General features: G+C 58.9%; 22 protein-coding genes. 9 read left to right on the forward strand and 13 right to left on the reverse strand.

All coding sequences use genetic code 11. From position 1 onward, the window contains the following. Positions 1-222 precede the first annotated feature (222 nt). Positions 223-1,803, forward strand: a complete 1,581-nt coding sequence (locus AC13D2_RS20035; protein WP_300496094.1) for a flavin-containing monooxygenase — start codon at positions 223-225, stop codon at positions 1,801-1,803. Here the strand turns inward: AC13D2_RS20035 and AC13D2_RS20040 are convergent. The 5 genes from AC13D2_RS20040 to AC13D2_RS20060 form a co-directional block, all read right to left on the reverse strand. Further along, a complete protein-coding gene (locus AC13D2_RS20040) occupies positions 1,796-2,569 on the reverse strand; it encodes an SDR family oxidoreductase (protein WP_292048870.1) in 774 nt (257 codons plus the stop codon). The two genes, AC13D2_RS20035 and AC13D2_RS20040, sit on opposite strands and share 8 nt — an antisense overlap. Before the next feature lie 28 nt (positions 2,570-2,597). Further along, positions 2,598-3,746, reverse strand: a complete 1,149-nt coding sequence (locus tag AC13D2_RS20045; protein ID WP_300496098.1) for an acyl-CoA dehydrogenase family protein — start codon at positions 3,744-3,746, stop codon at positions 2,598-2,600. Positions 3,747-3,759: 13 nt separating this feature from the next. Next, positions 3,760-4,947: an acyl-CoA dehydrogenase family protein gene (locus AC13D2_RS20050; protein ID WP_292048868.1), complete on the reverse strand. Its 1,188-nt coding sequence runs from the start codon at positions 4,945-4,947 to the stop codon at positions 3,760-3,762. 440 nt (positions 4,948-5,387) lie between these two features. After that, positions 5,388-6,569, reverse strand: a complete 1,182-nt coding sequence (locus AC13D2_RS20055) for an acetyl-CoA C-acyltransferase (RefSeq protein WP_292048866.1) — start codon at positions 6,567-6,569, stop codon at positions 5,388-5,390. 75 nt (positions 6,570-6,644) lie between these two features. Further along, complete coding sequence (locus AC13D2_RS20060) at positions 6,645-8,741, reverse strand: 3-hydroxyacyl-CoA dehydrogenase NAD-binding domain-containing protein (RefSeq protein WP_482939064.1); 2,097 nt, start codon at positions 8,739-8,741, stop codon at positions 6,645-6,647. A 190-nt stretch (positions 8,742-8,931) separates the two neighbouring features. Between AC13D2_RS20060 and AC13D2_RS20065 the strand changes: the two genes are divergently transcribed. Further along, positions 8,932-9,552: a TetR/AcrR family transcriptional regulator gene (locus AC13D2_RS20065; protein ID WP_036211544.1), complete on the forward strand. Its 621-nt coding sequence runs from the start codon at positions 8,932-8,934 to the stop codon at positions 9,550-9,552. Then, positions 9,542-10,351 carry a hypothetical protein gene (locus AC13D2_RS20070; protein ID WP_482939065.1) on the forward strand — a complete coding sequence of 270 codons (810 nt, stop codon included), beginning with the start codon at positions 9,542-9,544 and terminating at the stop codon, positions 10,349-10,351. The genes AC13D2_RS20065 and AC13D2_RS20070 overlap by 11 nt, the downstream gene beginning before the upstream one ends. Before the next feature lie 4 nt (positions 10,352-10,355). On the opposite strand, the gene AC13D2_RS20075 is transcribed toward AC13D2_RS20070, so the two are convergent. Next, on the reverse strand, positions 10,356-11,228 hold the full coding sequence (locus AC13D2_RS20075) for an alpha/beta fold hydrolase (RefSeq protein WP_482939066.1): 873 nt from the start codon (positions 11,226-11,228) through the stop codon (positions 10,356-10,358). 67 nt (positions 11,229-11,295) lie between these two features. After that, positions 11,296-12,204, reverse strand: coding sequence for an alpha/beta hydrolase (locus AC13D2_RS20080; RefSeq protein ID WP_482939067.1), 909 nt, complete (start codon positions 12,202-12,204; stop codon positions 11,296-11,298). 110 nt (positions 12,205-12,314) lie between these two features. Between AC13D2_RS20080 and AC13D2_RS20085 the strand changes: the two genes are divergently transcribed. From AC13D2_RS20085 to AC13D2_RS20105, 5 genes are all read left to right on the forward strand, one after another. Then, on the forward strand, positions 12,315-13,319 hold the full coding sequence (locus AC13D2_RS20085) for a GlxA family transcriptional regulator (protein WP_482939068.1): 1,005 nt from the start codon (positions 12,315-12,317) through the stop codon (positions 13,317-13,319). 35 nt (positions 13,320-13,354) lie between these two features. Beyond that, positions 13,355-14,329 carry a 23S rRNA pseudouridine(2604) synthase RluF gene (gene rluF / locus AC13D2_RS20090; RefSeq protein WP_292048859.1) on the forward strand — a complete coding sequence of 325 codons (975 nt, stop codon included), beginning with the start codon at positions 13,355-13,357 and terminating at the stop codon, positions 14,327-14,329. A 79-nt stretch (positions 14,330-14,408) separates the two neighbouring features. Then, on the forward strand, positions 14,409-15,041 hold the full coding sequence (locus AC13D2_RS20095) for a MarC family protein (RefSeq protein WP_292048858.1): 633 nt from the start codon (positions 14,409-14,411) through the stop codon (positions 15,039-15,041). Continuing rightward, entirely contained in the window at positions 15,041-15,595 is a 555-nt protein-coding gene (locus AC13D2_RS20100; protein ID WP_292048857.1) for a gamma-glutamylcyclotransferase, read from the forward strand. Before AC13D2_RS20095 ends, AC13D2_RS20100 begins: the two co-directional genes overlap by 1 nt. Positions 15,596-15,779: 184 nt before the next feature. Continuing rightward, entirely contained in the window at positions 15,780-16,220 is a 441-nt protein-coding gene (locus AC13D2_RS20105; protein ID WP_292048856.1) for a hypothetical protein, read from the forward strand. On the opposite strand, the gene AC13D2_RS20110 is transcribed toward AC13D2_RS20105, so the two are convergent. After that, positions 16,193-17,098, reverse strand: a complete 906-nt coding sequence (locus AC13D2_RS20110; protein ID WP_292048855.1) for a DMT family transporter — start codon at positions 17,096-17,098, stop codon at positions 16,193-16,195. The two genes, AC13D2_RS20105 and AC13D2_RS20110, sit on opposite strands and share 28 nt — an antisense overlap. Positions 17,099-17,332: 234 nt before the next feature. On the opposite strand from AC13D2_RS20110, the gene AC13D2_RS20115 reads away from it, so the two are divergent. Continuing rightward, positions 17,333-18,280, forward strand: coding sequence for a LysR family transcriptional regulator (locus AC13D2_RS20115; protein WP_292048853.1), 948 nt, complete (start codon positions 17,333-17,335; stop codon positions 18,278-18,280). Between the two features lie 26 nt (positions 18,281-18,306). Here the strand turns inward: AC13D2_RS20115 and AC13D2_RS20120 are convergent, their stop codons facing one another. The 5 genes from AC13D2_RS20120 to AC13D2_RS20140 form a co-directional block, all read right to left on the reverse strand. Then, complete coding sequence (locus AC13D2_RS20120) at positions 18,307-19,233, reverse strand: branched-chain amino acid ABC transporter permease (RefSeq protein WP_292048852.1); 927 nt, start codon at positions 19,231-19,233, stop codon at positions 18,307-18,309. A gap of 4 nt (positions 19,234-19,237) precedes the next feature. Next, positions 19,238-20,128, reverse strand: coding sequence for a branched-chain amino acid ABC transporter permease (locus AC13D2_RS20125; RefSeq protein ID WP_292048923.1), 891 nt, complete (start codon positions 20,126-20,128; stop codon positions 19,238-19,240). 45 nt (positions 20,129-20,173) lie between these two features. Then, complete coding sequence (locus AC13D2_RS20130; protein WP_482939069.1) at positions 20,174-21,391, reverse strand: ABC transporter substrate-binding protein; 1,218 nt, start codon at positions 21,389-21,391, stop codon at positions 20,174-20,176. A gap of 63 nt (positions 21,392-21,454) precedes the next feature. Then, positions 21,455-22,174: an ABC transporter ATP-binding protein gene (locus AC13D2_RS20135; protein ID WP_292048851.1), complete on the reverse strand. Its 720-nt coding sequence runs from the start codon at positions 22,172-22,174 to the stop codon at positions 21,455-21,457. Next, a complete protein-coding gene (locus AC13D2_RS20140) occupies positions 22,164-22,952 on the reverse strand; it encodes an ABC transporter ATP-binding protein (protein WP_420389879.1) in 789 nt (262 codons plus the stop codon). The genes AC13D2_RS20135 and AC13D2_RS20140 overlap by 11 nt, the downstream gene beginning before the upstream one ends. Between the last annotated feature and the right edge of the window lie 140 nt (positions 22,953-23,092).

Genomic DNA, 23,092 nt, shown 5'->3' on the forward strand with positions numbered 1-23,092 from the left:
TTGAGGCGTGTTTCGGGAATCCCCTCCCCCAACTTGTCCTTCTCCAAAGTTTGGTATGAGGGACAGTTGCTTATCAAACGAGGCCAAGCGGTCAAATTCTGCAGATCAAAAGTATACAGCTGTCTACTTCGTTGGGTATACATGTGTCTACCGCCAATCATCATGGTGAAACAGACAACAACAGGCAAGGCCAGAAGGCCAGCGAACAACGAGGTGGAAAACATGAGTCAGACAGCAAAAATCGTCATCATCGGCACCGGGTTCTCCGGCCTGGGCATGGGCATCAAACTCAAAGAAGCCGGATACGACAACTTCGTCATCCTGGAAAAAAGCGATGACGTCGGCGGCACCTGGCACGAAAACCACTACCCCGGTTGCGCCTGCGACGTCCAATCCGCCCTCTACTCCTTCTCGTTCGAACAAAACCCCAATTGGACCCGCATGTTCGCCCAGCAGAAAGAAATCCAGGCATACCTGAGAAGCTGCGCCGAAAAATACGACCTGATGAAACACGTGCGCCTGAACACCCATGTGGCGGGTGCCCGCTTTGACGAGAAAACCCAAAGCTGGACCATCGAAACCTGCGACAGCCGCAAACTCTGGGCCTACAGGCAAAATGAGGGCCTGAACCCCGGCGACAAACTCAATCGCAAAGACAAAAGCCTGCCGGAATTCAACAACGTCAAGGCCGATGTTGTCGTCTCTGGTATGGGCGGCCTTAGCACACCGGCGTACCCCAGTATCAAGGGCATCGACACCTTCACCGGCAAAAGCTTCCACTCCCAGGACTGGGACCATGACTATGACTTCAAAGGTAAACGCGTTGCCGTGATCGGTACTGGCGCCTCGGCCATCCAGTTCGTCCCGGAAGTAGCGAAAGATGCGGCTCACCTCGACCTCTACCAGCGCACTCCGCCCTGGATCGTGCCCAAACCGGACCGGGAGATCCGCCCGCTGGAAAGGATGATGTTTCGCAAGTTCCCACAAACCCTGAACGCCTTCCGCCAGAGCATCTACTGGATGCTGGAAGCCCGGGTGTTGGGGTTTGTAGGCAATCCCCGAATCCTCAAGATCGGCGAATTGCAGGCACGCCGCCATATCCGCAACCAGATCAAGGACAAGGAGCTGCGTAAGAAGGTGACCCCGGATTTCCACTTCGGCTGCAAGCGGGTACTGATTTCAAACAACTATTACCCGGCCCTGGCCCAGGGCAACGTTGACGTGCTCACCGACGGCATCCGCGAGGTGCGCGGCAATGTCATCGTGGATAACAATGGCCATGAGAGAGAAGTGGACTGCATCATTTATGGCACCGGCTTCAAGGCCCAGGACCCGATACCTGCGGGCATGGTGCATGGTCGGGGCGGACAGGACCTGCTGGACGCCTGGAAAGGCGGTGCCGAAGCCTACAAGGGCAGCGCCATTGCGGGCTTCCCCAACTTCTTCATGCTCATGGGCCCCAATACCGGCCTCGGCCACAGCTCCATGGTGTACATGATCGAAAGCCAGATCCAGTACGTGCTCGATGCTCTCAAAAAAATGGACAAGCATGGCTGGAGGAGCGTCGAAGTGAGGGAAAACGCCCAGAGCCAGTACAATGCCTCCATTCATGCCAGGCTCGGCGACTCCGTGTGGCAGACCGGCTGCAAGAGCTGGTATGTCAACGAAAACGGCAAGAACACCACCCTGTGGCCGGGCTTCACCTGGCAATTCCGCCAGCAGACGAAACGGTTTGATGCGGCGCAGTATGTGTGTGAGCCAGAAGCTGAAGGCGCGGGTGAGGCAGTGCCAGCGCTTAACTGACCAGTGTGCCACCGTCCACTGCCAGGCATTGCCCGGTAATGTGCCGGCCCGCTTCCGAGGCCAATAGCACTGCAGCACCCTTAAGATCTTCTTCGCCACCAAAGCGTTTCAGCGGGATGCGCTCAAGCATTTTGTCGCCCTGTGCATCCAGCAAGCCCTGAGACATCTTCGACGGAAAGAAGCCCGGGCAGAGCGCGTTCACGTTGATGTTGTAGTGGCCCCATTCGGACGCCAGCGCGCGGGTGAAGTTGACCATGGCCCCTTTGCTGGTGTTGTAGGCGATGGTCTGCATGCCTTCCGGGTTGCCGGACAGCCCGGCGATGGAGGCAATGTTGATGACCTTGCCGGTCTTGCGCGGGATCATACAGCGCTTGCCCACAGTCTGGGTCAGGAAGAAGCTGGCGTTGACGTTCAGGTTCATCACTTTCATCCAGCCTTCCGGCGGATAGTCTTCCGCCGGGGCGCCCCAGGTGGCGCCGGCGTTGTTCACCAGAATGTCGATGTCACCGAGTTGTTGCACCACCTGATCGACCACCTTCGGAATACCTTCAAGGTTGCCCAGATCGGCGGCGATAGTGATGACTTCCACACCCTGACCTTCCAAGTGTTCCTTTGCCGCATCCAGCTCATGCTGCTTGCGCGCGCTGATGGCGATTTTCGCGCCCAGCTCGCCCAATGCCTCGGCCATCTGAAGCCCCAGGCCGCGAGAGCCGCCGGTGATGAAAGCCACTTTGCCGGTCAGGTCCAGCAGTTGTTTTACGTTCATGAGATGTTCCTTAATCGAATCCTGTGGTTCAGGCGCTGGCGGCCAGCAGGCCGTCGCTGACTTGGGCCAGATGATGGTCTGCATCGCCAAACAGCAAATTGATGGTGGTCAGCCGCTTGTGCAGGTGCGCGGCAAACATTTCGTCGGTCACGCCCATGCCGCCGTGTAGCTGCACGCCTTCCTGGGCCACGTAGCGGGCTCCCTGGCCGACCAGTGTCTTGGTCATGGACAGGGCGTTGCGGCGCTCGGCCTTTTCGTTCGAGTCGGCGGTACTGGCAGCCAGGATCGCCATGGACTTGGACTGTTCCGCCTGAATGAACATATCCGCCATGCGGTGCTGCAACACCTGGAATTTTCCGATGGGCACACCGAATTGTTTGCGGGTTTTGATGTAGTCAAGCGTGGCTTCGTTCATGGCTTCCATGGCCCCCACGGCTTCGGCACAGACTGCAGCGATTCCCAGATCGATGGTTTTCTCGATGTGCGGGAACGCCTGGTCCAGCTCGCCCAGCAGGTTGTCGGCGTTGACCGCGACGTTGGAGAAGCTGATGTCGGCGATGCGATAGCCGTCATGGGCGGCGTAGTCGTTTATTTTCACGCCTTTGGCACTGGCATCGACGACAAACAGGGATAGACCCCGCTCATCATTGGCGTTGCCGCTGGTGCGAGCGGAAACCACCAGCTGGTCCGCCTGGCCGCCATGGATCACGGCGGTTTTCTGGCCGCTGACCATGAAGTGGTCGCCGTCCTTGCGGGCGGTAGTCTGTACCTGGCCCAGGTTATAGCGGGCGCCGGGTTCGTAATGGGCAAAGGCCATTTTGCGCTCGCCGGAGGCGATCGCTGTCAGGTACTCGTCTTTCTGGGCATCGTTGCCCACATCACGAATGAGGCCGCCGGCTAGTACGACGGTGGCCAGATAGGGCTCAACCACAAGGCCGCGGCCAAAGTTTTCCATCACCACCATGGTGTCGACGGCGTTGCCGTCCAGCCCGCCAAAGGCTTCGGGGAAGGTGAACGCCAGCAGGCCCATATCCGCCAGGGCAGACCAGGTCTGCGGATCGGAGCCTTTGCCGGCGTCGATGAAGGTGCTGCGCTTTTCAAAGCTGTACTCGTTGGTCACGAAGCGGCGCAACGAGTCGTTCAGCATTTGCTGTTCGTCGGTAAGATCGAAATTCATAAGACCGCCTCCTTTAAAGACCAAGCACGAGCTGGGCGATGATGTTGCGCTGGATCTCGTTGGACCCGCCAAAGATCGACAACTTGCGCATGTTGAAGTAATCGCCGGCCGCCGGCGTGGCGTCAATGGAGCCTGCGCGGGGGCCGCTGTAGTCCAGTTCCAGTGCGTCCGGAATGTGCGCGATGGCGTCCTGTCCGGTGGCTTCCATCAACAACTCAAACAGCTTCTGGCCGATTTCGGTGCCACGGATTTTCAGAATCGACGCTTGCGGGCCAGGGCCGCGTTTGTCGGTCAGGACGCGCAACACGGTCAGTTCCAGTGCTCGCAGCTCGATGTCCAGCTGCGCCAGGCGATCGCGGAAGCGGGTGTTCTCAATCAGCGGACGCTGGCCGTCCTGTTCCTCGTTGGCCACGACTTTCAGGCGCTTCATCAACGCTTTCCACTGCCCGACGTTCGCCAGACCGGTGCGCTCGTGGCCGAGCAGGAACTTGGCGTAGGTCCAGCCCTGATTCTCTTCGCCGATCAGGTTTTCGGCGGGCACTTTCACGTTGTCGAAATAGACTTCGTTAATCTCGTGCTCGCCGTCCAGCATGATGATGGGCTTCACATCGATGCCCGGGTCATTCATGTCGATCAGCAGGAACGAGATGCCCTGCTGCGGCTTGCCGTCGTTGCTGGTGCGCACCAGGCAGAAGATCCAGTCGGCGTGCTGGCCGAGGGTGGTCCAGGTTTTCTGGCCGTTGACGATGTAGTGGTCGCCTTCGCGCTTGGCAGAACAACGCAGTGATGCCAGATCGGAGCCGGAACCGGGTTCGGAATACCCCTGGCACCACCAGTCCTCACCGCTGAGAATGCCTGGTAGAAAGCGCTTTTTCTGTTCGTCGTTGCCGAAGGTCATGATTACCGGCGCGACCATGCGCAGGCCGAAGTCGAGCTGGCGCGGAGCACCGGCGAGGGCGCACTCTTCTTCGAAGATGATCTGTTCAATCGGGCTCCAGCCGGTGCCGCCGAATTCTTCCGGCCAGGTGGAGGCGCCCCAGCCTTTCTCGTGCAGAATCTTCTGCCAGCGCTGGGTCATGTCTTTGCTGTGGCGCAGGCGTTTCTGGACGCGTTCGCGGATGTCGTCCGGGAGGTTGTCGTCCAGGAACTGGCGAACGTCGGCGCGGAAGGCCTCTTGTTCGGGGGTGTAATTCAGATCCATGTTGCACCTCTTTCTGTTGGCTGAGGTAAATGGTTTTGTCTGTTGGCGCTGTCTGAAACGTCTACCGCCGGGTCTAAAACTTCGTTGGAGGCGTCGAATGGGTATCCCCTTTCAAAACACGCTCCTTCGGCCCATCCCTGGGGCGCTTGGACTCCGCCATCCATGGCTCCGTACAGTTTTGAAAGGGGATACCCATCCGACGCTTCGAGTTTGTTCGTGCCTGTTCCCACAAATTGCTTTGGGCGGTCAGGTTAATTTTTGAATCGCAGCACCTGTCGGCCGCCGCACAAAACTATGGGCGGCTGTCGGGTAGGGGCATCCAAAACCGTGCGGAGCCATGGATGGCGGAGCTCGAGCGTCACATGGACGTGCCGAAGGAGCGAGTTTTGGATGCCCCTACCCGACAGGCGTTTCCCCCTTAGTCGAAGGCAAAAGAAGCTTTAGGCAACCTCAAACAACCCAGCGGCACCCATGCCAGTGCCCACGCACATGGTGACCACGACGTATTTGACGCCACGGCGTTTGCCTTCGATCAGCGCATGGCCGACCAGGCGTGAACCGGTGGTGCCGTACGGGTGACCGACCGCAATGGCGCCACCGTTGACGTTCAGGCGGTCCATCGGGATGCCGAGTTTGCGCTGGCAGTACAGAACCTGCACGGCGAAGGCTTCGTTGAGTTCCCACAGGCCGATGTCGTCCACGGTCAGGCCGGCACGCTTCAGTAGTTTGGGAACGGCGTACACAGGGCCGATGCCCATCTCGTCGGGTTCGCAGCCGGCCACCGCGAAACCACGGAAGATGCCGAGTGGCGTCGCGCCGCGCTGTTCGGCGATTTTGCTGTCCATCAGTACGCAGGCAGACGCGCCGTCGGAGAACTGACTGGCGTTGCCGGCGGTGACCACACCGCCTTCCATGGCCGAGCGGATCTTGCTGACGCCTTCCAGGTTGGTGCCCGGGCGGATGCCTTCGTCCTGGCTGATGGTCACTTCCTGGCTGCTGAGCTGGCCGGTGGCTTTGTCCGCCACACCCATGGTGGTGGTGATGGGCACGATTTCGTCGTCGAGCTTGCCGTCTTCGCGGGCCTGGGTGGCCAGGTTCTGGCTGCGTACGCCGTATTCGTCCATGTCTTCTTTCTTGATGTCATAACGCTTGGCGACGGTTTCAGCGGTGTCCAGCATGGACCAGTAGAGCTCAGGCTTGTGCTTCGCCAGCCAGGGTTCCATGAAGTAGTTCTGGTTCACGTTAGCCTGCACGGTGGAGATGGATTCCACGCCGCCGGCGACCATCACCGGCACCTTATCGACTGCGATATGGTGCGCTGCCATGGCGATGGCCTGCAGGCCAGATGAGCAGAAGCGGTTGATGGTGGCGCCGCCAACGGTGACCGGCAGACCAGCGCGGATGGCACCCATGCGGGCCACATCGTTGCCGGTGGAGCCTTCGGGCAGGGCGCAGCCCATCAGCACGTCTTCGATTTCGTTGGGGTCGACTTTGGAGCGTTCGACCGCGTGCTGGATGGCGTGGCCTGCAAGGGTCGCGCCGTGGGTCATGTTCAGGCCGCCGCGCCAGGATTTGGCCAGGGGCGTGCGGGCGGTGGATACGATGACAACATCATTGGACATAACAATTCTCCTTGGTTCGGAGCGCCGATCTGTCTAAAAAAGGGATTGGGCGCCCCGAGGGTATTGGTGGACCGGTTATTTGGCGTCGAAACCCTTGCCTTCTTCAGCGCGCTTGGCCAGCAGGGCCGCGGGCTCCCAGAATCCAGGCTGGGTGTGGCGGTCTTCGGTGAAGGCCTGCATGGCGCGAACCACGTTGGGCAGCCCGACTTCTTCGGCGTAGTGCATGGGGCCACCGCGGAATACCGGGAAGCCGTAACCGGTCAGGTAGACCATGTCGATGTCGGAGGCGCGCTGGGCGATGCCTTCGTCGAGAATCTGGGCGCCTTCGTTCACCAACGCGTACACGCAACGCTCGACAATTTCCTGGTTGCTGATCTTGCGCGGGGTGATGCCCAGCTCGGCGCGCACTTCATCCACTACCTTGTCCACTTCCGGGTCGTGCAGGGCGTTGCGGTTGCCCGGCTCGTAACGGTAGAAGCCAGCGCCGGTCTTCTGGCCGTAGCGGCCCATTTCACACAGGCGATCGGCGACGACCATCTTCACCATGTCCGGGTTCTCTTCGTACTGGCGCTTGCGGATGGCCCAGCCGATGTCGCCGCCGGCCAGGTCGGCCATGCGCAGCGGACCCATGGCAAAGCCGAATTTCTCGATGGCCTTGTCGATCTGCTGCACGCTGGCGCCTTCTTCCAGCATCAGCAGGGCTTCGCGCTGGTACTGGTTGATCATGCGGTTGCCGATAAAACCGTCGCAGACGCCAGAAACCACGGCGGTCTTCTTGATCGCCTTGGCCAGTTTCATGGCGGTGGCCAGCACGTCTTTGGCAGTTTTCTCGCCACGCACCACTTCCAGCAGCTTCATAATGTTGGCCGGGCTGAAGAAGTGCAGGCCGATGACGTCTTCCGGGCGCTTGGTGAAGCTGGCGATCTTGTCCAGGTCCAACGTCGAGGTGTTGGAGGCCAGAATGGCGCCTTGCTTGCACACTTCGTCCAGCTTCTCGAACACGGACTGTTTGACGCCCATTTCCTCGAACACCGCCTCGATCACCAGATCGACATTGCTCAGGTCGTCGTAGGTGAGCGACGGTGTGAGCAATTCCATTTTGGCCCGGGCGTCGTCTTCACTCATCCGGCCTTTCTTGACCCGGCCTTCATAGACTTTCTGGATGGCGGCGACACCCCGGTCCAGGCCTTCCTGCTTCATTTCCACCAGGGTGACCGGGATACCGGCGTTCAGGAAGTTGATGCTGATGCCCGTGCCCATGGTGCCACCACCGATCACGCCCACAGACTGGATATCGCGAACCGGGGTGTCTGACGGTACATCGGCGATCTTGCTGGTCAGGCGCTCGGAGAAAAACGCATGGCGCAGAGCGCGGGATTCCGGGGTCTGCATCAGGTTCACGAAGGCCTCACGTTCGACTTCCATGCCCTTGTCGAATGGCATGGTCACGGCCGCTTTCACGGCATCGACGCATTTCAGCGGCGCCGGGTAGTTCTTGGCCATGGCGCCGACGGTGTTGCTGGTGAACATGAAGAAGCCTTCGGGGTTCGGGTGTTTGGCTTTCAGATCCCGGACTTTTTTCAGCGGCAGACCTTCGCTGACCACCTTGGTGGCGTAGGCGATGGCGGCGTCCAGTAATTCGCCGTCGATAATCTCATCGAACAAAGCGCTGCCCTTGAATTGCTTGGCCGGGACCACGCTGCCTGAGACGATCATGTTCACCGCGTGCTCGGCACCGATGACGCGCGGCAGGCGTTGCGTGCCACCAGCGCCGGGCAGCAGGCCCAACTTCACTTCCGGGAGGGCGATCTGTGCGTCCGGCTTGGCGATGCGGTAGTGGCAGCCCAGTGCCAGTTCAAGACCGCCGCCCATGCAGGCGCCGCTGATGGCGGCGATGACTGGCTTGCGGCTGCTCTCTACATAGTTGACTACCGTGTTCAGGTTGGGTTCGGCAAAGGCTTTGGGAGAGCCGAACTCGCTGATGTCTGCGCCGCCGGAGAAGGCGCGGTCGGAGCCGATCAGTACAACGGCTTTCACTGCATTATCGGCTTCTGCCTGTTGGATACCGTTAACAATACCCCGGCGGAGGTCAAGGCCCAGGCCATTGACGGGCGGGTTGTCGAGTCGAATGACGGCGATGTTGCCGTTCACATCGAAATGGGCAGTACTCATGTGGCAGCTCCCTGATACTGGCATTGGATAGTAGGCGGTGTACGGAAGACCGGTTGAATTATCCATACACTGGTGTATTGTTTGTCCATACACTAATGTATGTTTTGGGTGGGGTCAACGCTTTCAAACATGACTCCGCCGTTGATGTAGAATTCACACCCAACAGCCAGTAGCAGGACCAGATGCCACCATGACGGATGCCAAACCTCAGAAACGCCGCAGCCGCAAGACGCCGGAAAAAGCGCAGTTGACCCGCGACGACTGGCTGGATGCGGCCGCTGGTGAGGTTGCAGCCGGTGGCTTCAGCAACCTCAGGGTGCTGACCCTGGCAAAAAAACTCGGTGTGACCCGTGGCAGCTTCTACTGGCACTTCAAGGACCATGAAGATCTGGTGGTTCGCTTCCTGAACCGCTGGCGGGACCGCCGCCTGCATGAGCTTCAGTACTGGAAACCCAAGGGCGGGGATGTCGAAACCGAATTGCGGCAGATTCTGGAGCTGCTGCTTACGGATGCCTCCCGCAACATTCGGCGCCTGCAGGTGGAACTGGCGGTGCGGGATTTTGCCCGGCGGAATGATTACGCGGCGGATCTGGTCACACAAGTGGACGAAGCAAGGATCAATCAGAACTGCGAGCTGTATGAACGGCTGAGCAGTGATCCCCAGCGCATTCGCGATCTGTCGCTGCTGATGTACGTAGCCACCATCGGCTCCCAGGTGGTGCTTACGGGGAAGAAGGGCGATGCTGAAACCATACGCCGGGTGGAAGACCTGATGGCGCGCGTGGCGCTGGGGCAGCGTGATGACGGCTAGATGGTTGTTTTTGCTGACATTGGGCGCCTTCGCCGGAAGCCTTAACGCCACCGGTGAAGGGTGTCTGGAAAACGCGAGAACTGATCTGGAGACACTGTACTGCAAGGTAGTCAGCGAAGGTCAGGGCGCGGGTTTGCCTACCTGGACGGATTTCAGGCGCAACGATCCGAAGGTTCAGGCGTTGCTCCTGCGCCGTCCGGCCGGGCGTTTGGGCCTGGTCGTGCCGGAAGTGACGGCATCATCGGCCAAACCGCCGCAGCCACAGTCAGCAAACGACCCCGACGATGCCAAGCAGGTAGATACTCGGCAATTCAGGGGAAAGCTGGCTCGTTGTCGTCTTGAGGGGCCGCGTATCAACTGCCCGCAGGGTCGTTATGACCTGATCTCGAATCTTCCCAACCGCAAGTTGGCAAACGGCGTTCTGGCGGCAGAGAACCATCTCGGGCTCAGCTCGTTCACGGATGACCGGAGCAATGAGGATGCGGTCCGCCGTTACCTGTCCGATGCCTATGATCGATATATTCTCAAGATGGTGGAGATTGGCCTGGGCGCCAATACCATGAGCTTCACGGCATTCCACAACGCCTTCCATACCATGGAAGACGGTGGTGTCGACTTTGCCCGGCGTATGGAACGGACCTTCACTCTGCTCAAACAGGATAAGAAGAATCTGGCGGTCAAGGCCCGTTACCACGACGAGCTTCCACAGGATTTGTCCCTGTGTGCGGTGATCAATGCTGACATCGTGGTGTGCGACAACGTTGGCACCAACTGGGTCTACGTCAGCCCGTCTAGGTAGTGGTTCAGGCGGAGTCCAGGAACTCGTTGAGATATCCGGCGACGGCTTCGGGTTGCTCTTCCTGGAGGAAATGGCCGGCCTCCACCTGTTCAATCTGAAGGTCTTCGAAGCATTCCCTGATGTGATTCAGGTATTCCGGAATAATCACTTTGTCCTTGTTGCCATAGATATACAGGGCAGGCATGGGCCAGCAGTGATCAGCTTTGGTGGCCCAGCGCTTGGCGTCCTCATGGAAGGTGCGGTAATAGTTGGAACTGCTGCGGGGAGTTCCCGGAATCCGGAAGGTACGCACGTATTCGTCGAATGCGTCCCGTGGAAACGGTTCACGGCTCCAGGTGCGCAGAAAATGCCCCAGCCAGGCCTCTTCGGCACCCGGAATCATTGCTTCAGGCAGGCTAGGCGTCTGCATGAAGTGTTGATACCAGTAGGCAGCACCACTGCCGGCACGGACCTTCTCGATCACTTCCTGATTGCCCTTGAGGTTGTTGATGATGGCGATGTTCATGATCACCAACCTTTGCACCCGGTCGGGAATGGCCAGTGCGACTTCCTGGGCGACGATGCCACCCCAGTCGTGGCCCACCAGTTGAAACTCTCCAATGCCAAGATGGTCCAACAGGCTGATTACGTCCTGAGCCAATTGCTGCTTGTGGTAATGCGAAACGTCCGGGGTGCGTTCACTATCGCCCAGGCCTCGCAAGTCTGGCGCAATGATGCGAAACCCTGCCTTCAGGTGCATCGCCACACGCTCCCAGCAGTAGGAACTTTCAGGCCAGCCGTGGATCATCACCAGCGCCTTGCCACCGGGTGCGCCGCCCTCTCGCCAGGCGAAGCGCCCCCGGGGTGTTTGCTGTTGTTTCGGCCTGGACAGTTGCATGACAGGGCTCCGTGATCGCGGGCGGGTTGTGTTTGCAAACCATAAACGGACCTGCCCAAAGGCGCAATCAGACGCTGTCCACCGGCCGGCCAAGATCCCGTAGAACCGTCTCAATCACCATCGGGCTCCACAACAGGCGATGGTGTCCCAGGCCCCGGGTGCGTAATACGTTGGCGTTGTCCCAGTTGTTGGAAACCCGCTCGCTTTCGTCGGGCGAGATCGACGTGTCGTCGTCATCGATCACGATCAGGCCGCGCTGAGTGAGTGATGACGATAGCGCTTCCAGGTTCAGTTTCTCCCAGACGGACTCGCCGAAACGCTCTTCCATCAGTCGCAGGTGCACCGACAGCACTTCTTGGCTCAATCCCAGTTGGCGCCCGAGGTTGTCCATGACACTGGCCAGGCTTGCGGGCGGGGCCAGCATCACCAGATAGCTGGCCTGAAGCCCGTCAGCAATGGTCCTGGCGACGGCAATGCTGCCCATGGAATGAGCGAGTATGCCGTGAACCCGCCCGACACTGGCGGCCACCCTGGCAACGACTTCGGCCATTTCGAACAGATCGGTGCTCTCGCCCTGGGCGCGGCCGTGGGCGGGGGCATCGAACAGCACCACGCGATAGCCGGCTTCCACCAGCGGGGTGACCCAGGCGCCGAACTGGATGCCGGCACCGGCCCAGCCGTGAACGCCCAGAATCACAGGTCCCTGGCCCCAGGAATACACCGGAATGGTGCGGCTGCCGTGCTGGAGTTGGGTATAGCTGTCGGCCTTGTCCAGCAGGTATTCGTAGCGGGACGGCATGGGCAGGCGTGAGGGCCTGAACGCCATGCGGTTAACCAGCCGGCCGGCTTTCTCAGGGGACATACGACCATAGAGTTGAAGTGCAAGGCGGATGGGCGAAAACCCCTTCGGGCCTTCAACCTTATGAGTTGTCGGCTGCTCGAAGATCACTGATTGAGTGTTCAGTTGTGAGGTCATGGTGAAAGTCCTTCTTCCAGTGGTAGTGGATGACAGGTTCAGGTTAGGACTTGCGGGTTGCCAGCAGGAGTGTCATATTTGACATATAAAGTGCTGAAAGGGCCATTTTCATGTTCAACGTTGCCATTGTTGCCTTTCCCAACTGCCATGCCTCCGGAGTGCACGGCATCATGGATTTCTTCACCGTTGCCAATTTCTGCGGCCGCGCACCGGCAGGCCACAGCGAACCGCTGTTCAACTGCCAGATGGTGACGGTGGACGACCAGCCGGTTCGTGGGTACAGCGGTGCGGTGGTGACGCCAACCTGTAAGCGTGGGGATTTCCAGCCGGACCTGATCGTGGTGGGTTCTTCGGTGGAAGCTGCCGTGGGCGCGGAACGCCTGGAGAAGACTCTCGCACCCTCAAGACCACTGTACGGATGGTTGCGGGAAGGGTTGGAGAGGGGCGCCGTGCTGGCGAGCGTCTGCACCGGCAGTTTCGTACTGGCGGAGGCGGGTTTGCTGGACGACCAGGTGGCCACCACCCACTGGCGGGCAGCGCCGTTGTTCCGTGCCCGCTATCCGCACCTGCGCCTGGAGGAAGACCAGTTGCTGGTGGATAACGGCCGCATCATCTGTGCCGGCGGTGCCACAGCGTTTGTGGACCTGTGCAGTTACCTGGTGGAGCGTTTCGCCTCACCGGCTGTTGCCCTGGCCTGCAGCAAGATGCTGGTGCTGGACGGTCGCCGGGCGGAGCAAACGCCCTATATGGCCTTCTACAGCCAGAAAGCCCACCAGGATGATGCTATCCGCAAGGCGCAGTCCTGGCTTGAACAGCACTACGCCGATGCGTTGACCATCGACGAAGTGGCCGCCGTGGCTGGCCTTGGCACCCGCACGTTCAAGCGCCGTTTCAAGGAAGCCACCGGGGAGACGCCCATCGGCTACCTGCAGCACCTGCGAATTGAGGCGGCCAAGCACCTGCTGGAATCCAGCCGCGAACAGACTGCGCGCATCATCTGGAGTGTGGGTTACGAGGACGCCAGTTCGTTCCGGAGGCTGTTTAAACGCACGGTAGGCTGTACCATGGAGCAATACCGCAAGCGTTTCAGCTATGTATCTCCAAAAGCGGCCTGATACCCCGACGATCCCCGACCGAAGACAGGACTCCCATGCCCGGCAAAAATTCCACCCGCCTCAACAAATACATCAGCGAGAGTGGCATGTGTTCCCGGCGGGAGGCTGACCGCTATATCGAGAACGGCAACGTTGCCATTAACGGCAAGGCCGCCCAGGTGGGCGATCAGGTGCTGCCCGGTGACAAGGTCACGGTGAACGGTCAGTTGATTGAGCCGCGAGACGAAGAGGACCTGATCTTTATCGCCCTCAATAAGCCCGTCGGTGTGGTCAGCACCACCGACCCGGCGGAACGCCGTAACATCGTTAACCATGTGGGTCACGGTGAGCGGATCTTCCCCATTGGCCGACTGGACAAGGACTCCCAGGGGCTGATTTTTCTGACCAGTAATGGCGATCTGGTGAACAAGATCTTACGTGCGGGGAACAATCACGAGAAAGAATACCTGGTCACCGTCAACAAGCCAGTGACCACAGAATTCGTGCAGGGTATGAGTGCCGGGGTACCGATACTGGGTACGGTCACCAAACGTTGCAAGGTCGAAAAGGTGTCCCGTTTCGTGTTCCGCATTACGTTGGTTCAGGGCCTGAACCGCCAGATCCGCCGCATGTGCGAGTTCTTTGATTACGAGGTAACAAAGCTCGAGCGTGTGCGCATCATGAACATCAGCCTCAAAGGACTGCCGGTCGGAGAGTGGCGGGATTTGGGGCCGAAGGAGCTGGCGGGGTTGTTCGACATGATCCGCGACTCGTCCTCGGAAGTGAGTCCCGAAACCCGTAGCGAAACGAAGACGCCGGCGGGCAAACGGGCAGGCAAAAAGCCGGGGGCATCACCGTCGGGCTCCTACGGGAAGGGGGCAAGGACAGGCCAACCTGGCAAGCCAGCAAAGCCTGCCGGGAAACACGGCAAGCCCCCGCGCCCGGGAAAACCCAGTAAGGCGGGAAAGTCCGGGAAACCCGGGAAACCCGCAAAGTCACGCAAACCCAGACAGAGCAGCGTTAAGCGCTAGGATACGTTCACTTCCGTACGGCACGAAGGTGCCACTGTCGCTATGCTATACCGTTTTTACTCCTGGCCGGATGTTCCGAATGTTTGAAGCGTTTATCAGTACCTACATCAGCAGCACGATCCGTTTCCTGTTCCTGCTGGCGCCGTTCTTTGTAGTAACCATGTTCCTGGCGCTCACCCGCGGCCTGCCTGCGGCTGAAAAGCGTTCGATTATCCGTCGTTCTACCGTATCAGCACTGATCCTGGGGCTGGTGCTTTTCTTTGCCGGGCCGCTGTTGTTCAGCGCAATCGGCATTACCCTGAACTCGTTCCGGATCGGTGCCGGCAGCCTGCTGTTCCTGACCGCCATCAGTCTGGTCACCAGCGGTACCCGCAACCACGCCACCGGGCTGCCCGATGAGGATCGGGACGACATTGCCGTGGTGCCGCTGGCCATCCCAGTGATAATTGGCCCGGCCACCATCGGTGCCATCCTGGTCTACGGCGCCGAGCTGAACACTGTGCCGGAAGTCGCCGGAGGCCTTTTCGGGCTGGTGTCGGGGCTGGCCATTCTGGCGGTATTGCTAAACTTGTCCGGTTATCTTGAAAAGGTTCTGGGTAAGACGGGGCTGAACATACTCTCCAAGATCAGCGGTCTGATACTGTCCGCCATGGCGGCGGAAATTGTACTGACGGGCATCGCTGGATTTATTGCCTCCATGTCGGCCACCTGATGTCTTTCGATACCGTAGCGCACAATCGCAGTCGCCAGCAGTTTGACGGAGTGTCCTCCGTGTGGCTATTCGGCTATGGCTCGCTGATTTACAAGGTGGACTTTCCGTTTCTTGAACGACGGCCGGCCACGATTGAGGACTGGGCCCGGCGTTTCTGGCAGGGCTCCCATGATCATCGTGGTACTCCGGAGGCTCCCGGGCGTGTGGTCACACTGGTCAGCCAGCCCGGTGCGACATGCAAGGGCATGGCCTATCGGGTATCACCGGACGTGTTTGAGCATCTGGATGTGCGTGAGAAGAACGGCTATCTGCGCTTCAGCACGACCATGACATTTGACGACGGCAGTTACGCGGAAGGCCTTGTTTACATTGCCACCGAAGACAACGCCGCTTTTCTGGGGCCGGCCTCAACGCTCGACATTGCCAGCCAGATTGCGCGCTCCTCAGGCCCCAGTGGCCCCAACAGCGAGTATCTGCTGAAACTGGCGGACGCTTTGCGTGCACTGGGGGATCATGACCCCCACGTGTTCGAGCTGGAATCCCATCTGCTTTGATTCGGTGTTTGACGGTCAGCCGGCCACGGCGCCTGTAAAGACTGTTCGCGCCTGCGTAAAAGAAGTGCAAAGCCGCCGCCAATCGCCTGACTTTCCCCGGAAGTTCCGTACTCTGAAACTAGGGAGCAGCCACTGAGTATTCGTGGATGTTAATCCGGGATCTGAAAAGATCGGGAGAAGAGCGATGAAAGCATTTCTGATTACCAGTTGTCTTGTTGGCCTGATAATGGCTACCAGCCAGGCTGTGGCAGAGCCTGACCGGCGGGAGAACCACAGGGCAGGGTTCCACCAGAAAGTGGATCACGACAGGGGTATTCCCCACCACAAGAAGTTTCTGTCATCCCGGCACCGCGATGCGGATGCACACCACAGGCACCGGGATCGCAAGCATGGCGGGAAAAACAAGGCGCACAACCGACCCAAGCACGGTTGGCAGCATAAGCAATACCACCAGAAAAGGCATGGTTACCATGGATATGGCCCCAAACGCCATTGGAACAAACATCGTCACCATTACCGGGATGACCATGGCACCCGTTTCCGGTTCTATTACAACAACAGTGCCTATCCCATGGAACATCAGGTACTGCAGGGTGCTCAGCTACTAATTGACGTAACCCGTTGATTGTCGGGGTTGAAGCCGCTCGCCGGCGCCTGTGAACGGCGCCGGCTCTTCAGTCCAATCATGATCAGCGGCACGACGATCATGGTACTGCCAGCCAGGAACCAGAGATCCGGCACTTCGGAGAACCAGACCCAGCCAATGCCGACTGCCCAGATCAGACCAGTGTATTCGGCGCTGGTGACCTGGTTGGCATCCACCTGCTGGTAAGCCAGCAAGACGGTGATGTTGTAGCCCAGGATAAAGAGCGCTGAACCCAGGGCACTGATGAGTATGGAGCTGTCCCAGGCAGCGCCTTCCCATAGTGCCAGTGCGCCGGCAGCCGGGATGATCAGTGCGTAGTTGAGGAATAACTTGTGAACGGTGGACTGCTGCTTCGGCAGTTTACGCACCATTACGGCGTTGATGGCCAGTGCAAAGGCGGAGGCCAGTGCGGCGATCGCAGCCCAGTTGAATTCTACTGGCCGCAGGATGACGACAATGCCGCCAAATCCGCTGAAGACGGCAAAGACGCTGAGCGGGGTCAGCTTTTCCCGGAACAGGATGACGGACAGCACCATGACCAGGATGGGGGCGGCGTAGAATACGGCGTTGGCGGTGGCCAGTGGCAGGTTGCCGAGGGCAACGACCATGCACAGGATGCCTGCCAGGTGTATGTGGGCCCGCACGGCGTGGACCTTGATGCCGGAAAACAGGTGTTTCCGGTTGAGTTGGCCCGCCAGGGGCAGTAGCAGCAACAGGGTGATAACGCAGCGCAGGAAGGCAAACTGGAACACGGGGGCGCCGGGTTCCAGCAGCTTGATGAAGACGTCGCTGATCAATGCCATGGCGTTGCCGATCACCAGCAGAAGGATTGCACTGTTTACGGTTTTGCCTGACATAGAACTTACCTCCTACTTTCTTTCCTGCGGTTTGGGAGCATTCGCCGAGCGGGTTGGCCTGTCCAAAACACGCCTCAAGACGTCCCTGTTCGGCTCGGGCTCCGCCATCCATGGCTCCGCACGGTTTTGGACAGGCCAACCCGCTCGGCTCCCTGAACTTGTGATGGTGAGTCTACTGGTGTATTAATATCCGATAAAATGATCTTTAATCACTTATCATTAGAAATTTAGATAATGAAGCTTCCACCTCTCAAAGCCCTACCTGTCTTCGAAGCCGTTGCCCGGCTGAACAGTTTTTCGCTGGCGGCGGAGGAGCTGGCGGTCAGTCAGAGTGCGGTCAGTCATCAAATCAAGCAGTTGGAAACCTACCTCGGTGAGAAACTGTTCTGGCGCAGTGGCCGGACGCTGTCGCTGACGGACGAAGGCCGGCAGTATCTGGATGGTGTGGGATCGGCGTTGTTGCAGATTGAGCGGGTGAGTGAGCAGTTGCTCGGGCATGAGGAGTCGCGGTTGCGGTTGTCGGTGTTCAGTTCGTTCGCGGTGCGCTGGCTGGTGCCGCGTTTGCCGGATTTGCAGCGTGAGTACCCGCAACTGGATCTGTCTCTGGAGATGAGCAGTGAGACCCCGGTGCTGTCCGACCGGGTGGCGGACTGTTTTATTACCATCAAGCCGTCATCGGCCGCGTTCAGTTATGAACTGCTTTATACCGAGCGGCTGTTTCCGGTGTGCAGCCAGGATTACTGGCAGAGAATCCGCAGGGAGTTGGGGCGGGATTCGGAGATTGAGGGGCGTGACGAGCCGGAGTTGTCGCCGGAGGAGGTGAGTCGTTTTCCTCTGTTGTCCACCCACAGCATTTTCGACAAGGCGGCCGGTGACTGGGAGGTCTGGTACCGGGCAGTGGATCAGAAAATTCCCGGTACGGCTCGGATACAGCACTTCAGCCACATGTTGCTGGCTCTGGAGGCGGCCCGTTTTCATCAGGGCATCGCATTGACCAACGATTACATGTTGAGTACGCGGCAGGACTCCGGCGATTTTGTTCGTTTACCCTGTCACTCGGTGATGACCGGCGACAAGTTCTATTTCGCCTGGAAAACCAGCCGGCGGCGCGAGCGTGGGTTGCAGGTGTTGCGTCGCTGGCTGGTGGACGAGGCTATCCGCGGCGGCTTGCGGGGTGAGTGAGCGGGCCGCGACGTTGGCCGGCCTTTCTATTCGTCTGTTTTCTTTTTTAGCAGCCGGTGCTGTATTTCACCGACAATACCACGGCGGAACACCATCACGCAGACGACAAACACAGTCCCCAGGATCACTTGTACCCAGGAGCCGAACGCCGACAGTTCGTGGCTCAGCGCGCCGACGGTAATCGCGCCCAGTACCGGCCCGAAAATGGTGCCAAGGCCTCCCACCAGTGTCATCAGGATGACTTCCCCGGAGGTCTGCCAGTGAGCATTGGTCAGTGCCGCAAACTGGAATATCACCGCTTTTGTGGCACCGGCAGTTCCGGCGAGTGTGGCGGAAATGATAAACGCCAGTAGCTTGAAATGGTCGACGTCGTAACCGAGCGAAAGTGCTCTGGATTCGTTCTCCCGGATGGCCTGGAGGACTTCGCCAAAGGGCGAGTTGATGGTTCGGTGGATGATGGCGAAACCAATCAGGAACACCGCAAACACAAAGTAGTACATGGCGATTTCGTTGTTGAGGCTGATGAAGCCGAAAAGCTCGCCACGGGGAATGCCTTGCAGGCCGTTTTCGCCGCCGGTGAACGGCATCTGCAGCGCCAGGAAGTAGATGATCTGCGCCAGTGCCAGGGTCACCATGGCAAAGTAGATGCCCTGTCGGCGGATGGCGAGGAAGCCGAATATCGTGCCGAGGATCAGGGCAAACCCGGTGCCGGCAAGAATGCCGAAAATTGGTCCGAATCCCCATTCTTTGGTCACGTAACCGGTAATGTACGCCGCACCGCCGAAGAAGGCGGCGTGCCCGAACGACAGCAACCCGGCGTAGCCGAGCAACAGGTTGAAGGCGCAGGCGAAGAGCGCGAAGCACAGCAGGTCCATCACGAACACCGGGTAGGCATAGAAGGGCGCGCCAAGGCCGGCGACCAGCATGATGATAAACAGAACGCGGTTGATCATGGCCTTACTTCTCCTTACCAAATAAGCCAGCAGGACGGAACAACAGCACGAGTACCATCAGGAAGAAAATCACGGTGCTGGCTGCGGGCGGGTAAATCACTTTGGTAAGGCCTTCAATCAGGCCCAGTGCCAGCCCCGAAAGGATGGCCCCCATAATGGAGCCCATGCCACCGATCACCACCACGGCAAACACGACGATGATCAGATCTGCGCCCATTAGCGGGCTGACCGAGTAGATCGGGGCCGCGAGTACGCCCGCCAGGCCGGCGAGACCGGCGCCGAAGGCAAAGGTGAGGGTAATCATCAGTGGCACATTCAGGCCAAACGCCTGGGTCAGGTCCGGGTTCTCGACACCGGCGCGCAGCCGTGAACCCAGTTTGGTGTGTTCGATGACATACCAGGTGGCAAAACAGACCACCAGGGAGAAAATGATGGCAAACAGCCGGTAGGTCGGGAAGTACATGAAGCCGAGGTTGACCACGCCGCTGAGGCTCTCCGGTTGCCCGGGATAGGGGGTGCCGGAGACGTTGAAGTAGTTGGCAAACAGGCCCTGCAGGATCAGCGTGATACCGAACGTCAGCAGCAGGCCATAGATATGGTCGAGGTCATAAAGACGCTTGAGCATGAAGCGTTCAATGGTCACGCCCAGAATGCCGACGATCAGGGGCGCCACCAGCAGCGACGCCCAGAATCCGATCTGAAGGCTGATTCCGAACCACTGCTCCAGCAGAGAGTAGCCAATGAGTGCGATGAAGGCACCCAGCATGTACATGGCACCGTGAGCAAAGTTGATGATATTCAGTAGCCCGAATATCACCGCAAGCCCGAGACTCAACATGGCGTAGAACACACCCACATTCAGCCCAAGCAGCGCCTGGGCCAGTATGACCTGCATCGACACGTTGGCTATCTCCCCTGAAACAGTGGTTAATCGGTATGGTTAGTTAACCAGCGGACACTTGGAGTCTTCCAGCGAGATGTAGGCCTGGTCGGCCGGGATCTTCGAGACCACCCGCAGCAGGTCCCATTCCTCGCTGGCTTCGTCCGGCTTCTTCACTTCCACCAGGTACATGTCGTGGAGCATGGAGCCGTTGGGAAGAATCTTGCCGCCTTTCACGAACATGTCGTTGAGGGTCATTTCGCCCAGCTTCGCCCGTACGGTGTCGCTGTTGTCAGAACCGGTGGCCTTGACCGCTTCCAGGTAGTTGGTGACGGCTGAGTAAACACCGGCATGAACCATGGTCGGCATGGCGTTGTGGCGCTCGTAGAAACGGCGGGACCAGGCTTCGGTCTCGTCGTTCTGATTCCACACGAAGGCTGTGGTGAACTGCAGGCCCTGGGCGATATCCAGTCCCATGCTGTGGACGTCGGTGATGAACACCAGCATGCCGGCCAGTTTCTGTCCGCCCTGCACGATGCGGAACTGGTTGGCCTGTTTGATGGCGTTCACCGTGTCCTGGCCGGCATTGGCCAAGCCAATGACGTCGGCTCCAGAAGACTGGGCCTGTAGCAGGTAGGAAGAGAAATCGTTGGTGGACAGTGGCGCATTGACGTTGCCAACCACCTCGCCACCGAGGCTTTCCACCACGGCGCCGGTGTTATCCCTCAGAGAGTGCCCGAAGGCGTAATCAGCGGTAATGAAGAACCAGCTTTCACCGCCGTTCTTGACCATTGCCGTTGCGGTACCAACAGGTAACGCGTGGGTGTCGTAGACGTAGTGAATGCCGTATGGCGTGCACTGTTCTTCTGTCAGTGCGGTGGTGCCTGCGCCGGTGTTCATGGTGATGATCTTCTTGTCGTTGGCCAGCCCCTGAACGGATAAGGCAACGGAGGAGTTGTCGAGCGCGGTGATCATGTCGACCTCGTCCGCATCGATCCATTCCCGGGCTGTGCTGGCGCCGATATCGGGCTTGTTCTGGTGATCCGCTGAAATGATCTCGATGGGCTTGCCCATCACCGAGCCGCCAAAATCCTCGACCGCCATCTTGGCGGCGGTGACCGCGCCTGGGCCTTCAAGGGCTTTGTAAACGCCGGACATGTCACTGAGCACGCCGATTTTTACCTTGCCCTCAGACAGCTCGGCGGCTGCGGTGAGTGGCATTGCCAGGGTTGCCGCTGCTACAGCGCCTGCCAGACCTTGTTTCCAGTGCTTGAACATAGTGGGATTCCTTTTGTTATTAGATTCAGGGTCGGGCCCTTGCTGCGGCCCAGGCCCACAGGTTCAGACACTCAGGTGCCTGTTCAACTGCTCTTTTTTGGCCTCGAGATCGGCCGCCTCTATTTGCTCAACCACCCGTCCGTGTTCAATAACATAATGTCGGTCGGCCAGCGGAGCGGCAAAGCGGAAGTTCTGCTCAACCAGAATGATGGTGAATCCCCGGTCACGCAGCTTACGGATGACGTCATCCAGGGATTTGAGGATGACTGGCGCGAGCCCTTCGGTTATTTCGTCCAGTAACAGGAGATTGGCGCCAGTGCGAAGGATGCGGGCAATGGCCAGCATCTGCTGCTCGCCACCAGAGAGTTTGGACCCCTGGCTTTTGCGACGCTCCTCGAGATTCGGGAACATTCTGTAAATCTCGTCCGCGGACATCCCGCCATCGGCGACCACCGGCGGCAGCTCCAGGTTTTCGTCCACGTTGAGAGACGCATAGATTCCGCGTTCTTCGGGGCAGTAACCCAGCTTGCCAACGTGAGCAATGCGGTGGGTCGGCATGTTGATAACTTCGGTGCCGTGGATCTTGATTGAGCCGGTGCGTTTGCTGACCAGCCCCAGAATAGACTTGAGTGTGGTCGTGCGCCCGGACCCATTGCGGCCAAGCAGGGTAATCACCTCACCTTCCCGCAGAGTCAGATCGAGGCCATGGAGAATGTGGGATTCGCCGTACCAGGCGTGAAGGTTCTCGATTTTGAGCATTTCCGGGCGTTGATCAGGCTGCATCGGTGGTTCCCATGTAGGCTTCCATGACGGCGGGATTGGTCGATACGGTGTCGTAGTTGCCTTCAGCCAACACCTCCCCGCGGTTCAGAACGGTGATGGTGTCGGCCAGCGTGGAAACCACATTGAGGTTGTGCTCAACCATCACGATGGTTCTGCCATCCACCACTTTGCGAATCAGCTCGGTGACCGTGCCTACGTCCTCTGAGCTCATGCCCTGGGTGGGTTCATCAAGCAGCATGAGCCTGGGTTTGAGTGCAATGGTAGTGGCAATCTCCAGCGCCCGTTTCTGTCCGTAGGCGAGTTCCACCGCTTTGGTATCAGCAAAGGACCCCAGGCCAACCTGTTCCAGGGTGGCCTGTGCCTCTTCATTCAGTTGATCGAGAATTCGGACCGGCCGCCAGAAATGGTAGGAAATGCCTAGCTTGCGTTGCAGAGCGACTCGAACATTCTCGCGGGCAGAAAGATGGGGAAATACCGCCGAGATCTGAAAAGAGCGAATCAGTCCCTGCTGGGCAATACCTGCAGGTCGCGCGTTGGTAATGTCTTTGCCAGCGTAGATAATCTGCCCGGCGCTGGGCTTGAGAAATTTGGTCAACAGGTTGAAGAAGGTCGTTTTTCCGGCCCCGTTCGGGCCTATCAAAGCATGTATGGAGCCTGTCCTGACGTTGATGCTGACGTCACTGATGGCGGTAAAGCCTTTGAAATCCTTGGTCAGGTTCCTGGTTTCAAGGATGGTTGAGGATGGTTGTGTCTGCTCGCCTACAGCCTGCTCTTCCACGGAAAGACACCCCTTTCAATTCAGGTGAGCGGCGCTGGTGCCGCGTGTTTTTTTATTCGTTGTTGTGACAGTCGTTTTTTTTGAAAGGTCGCAAATACAGCTATTTGAACCGACATTCAGTAATAGTTGGCGAATGTGGA

This window comes from Marinobacter sp. B-12 (assembly GCF_056857915.1).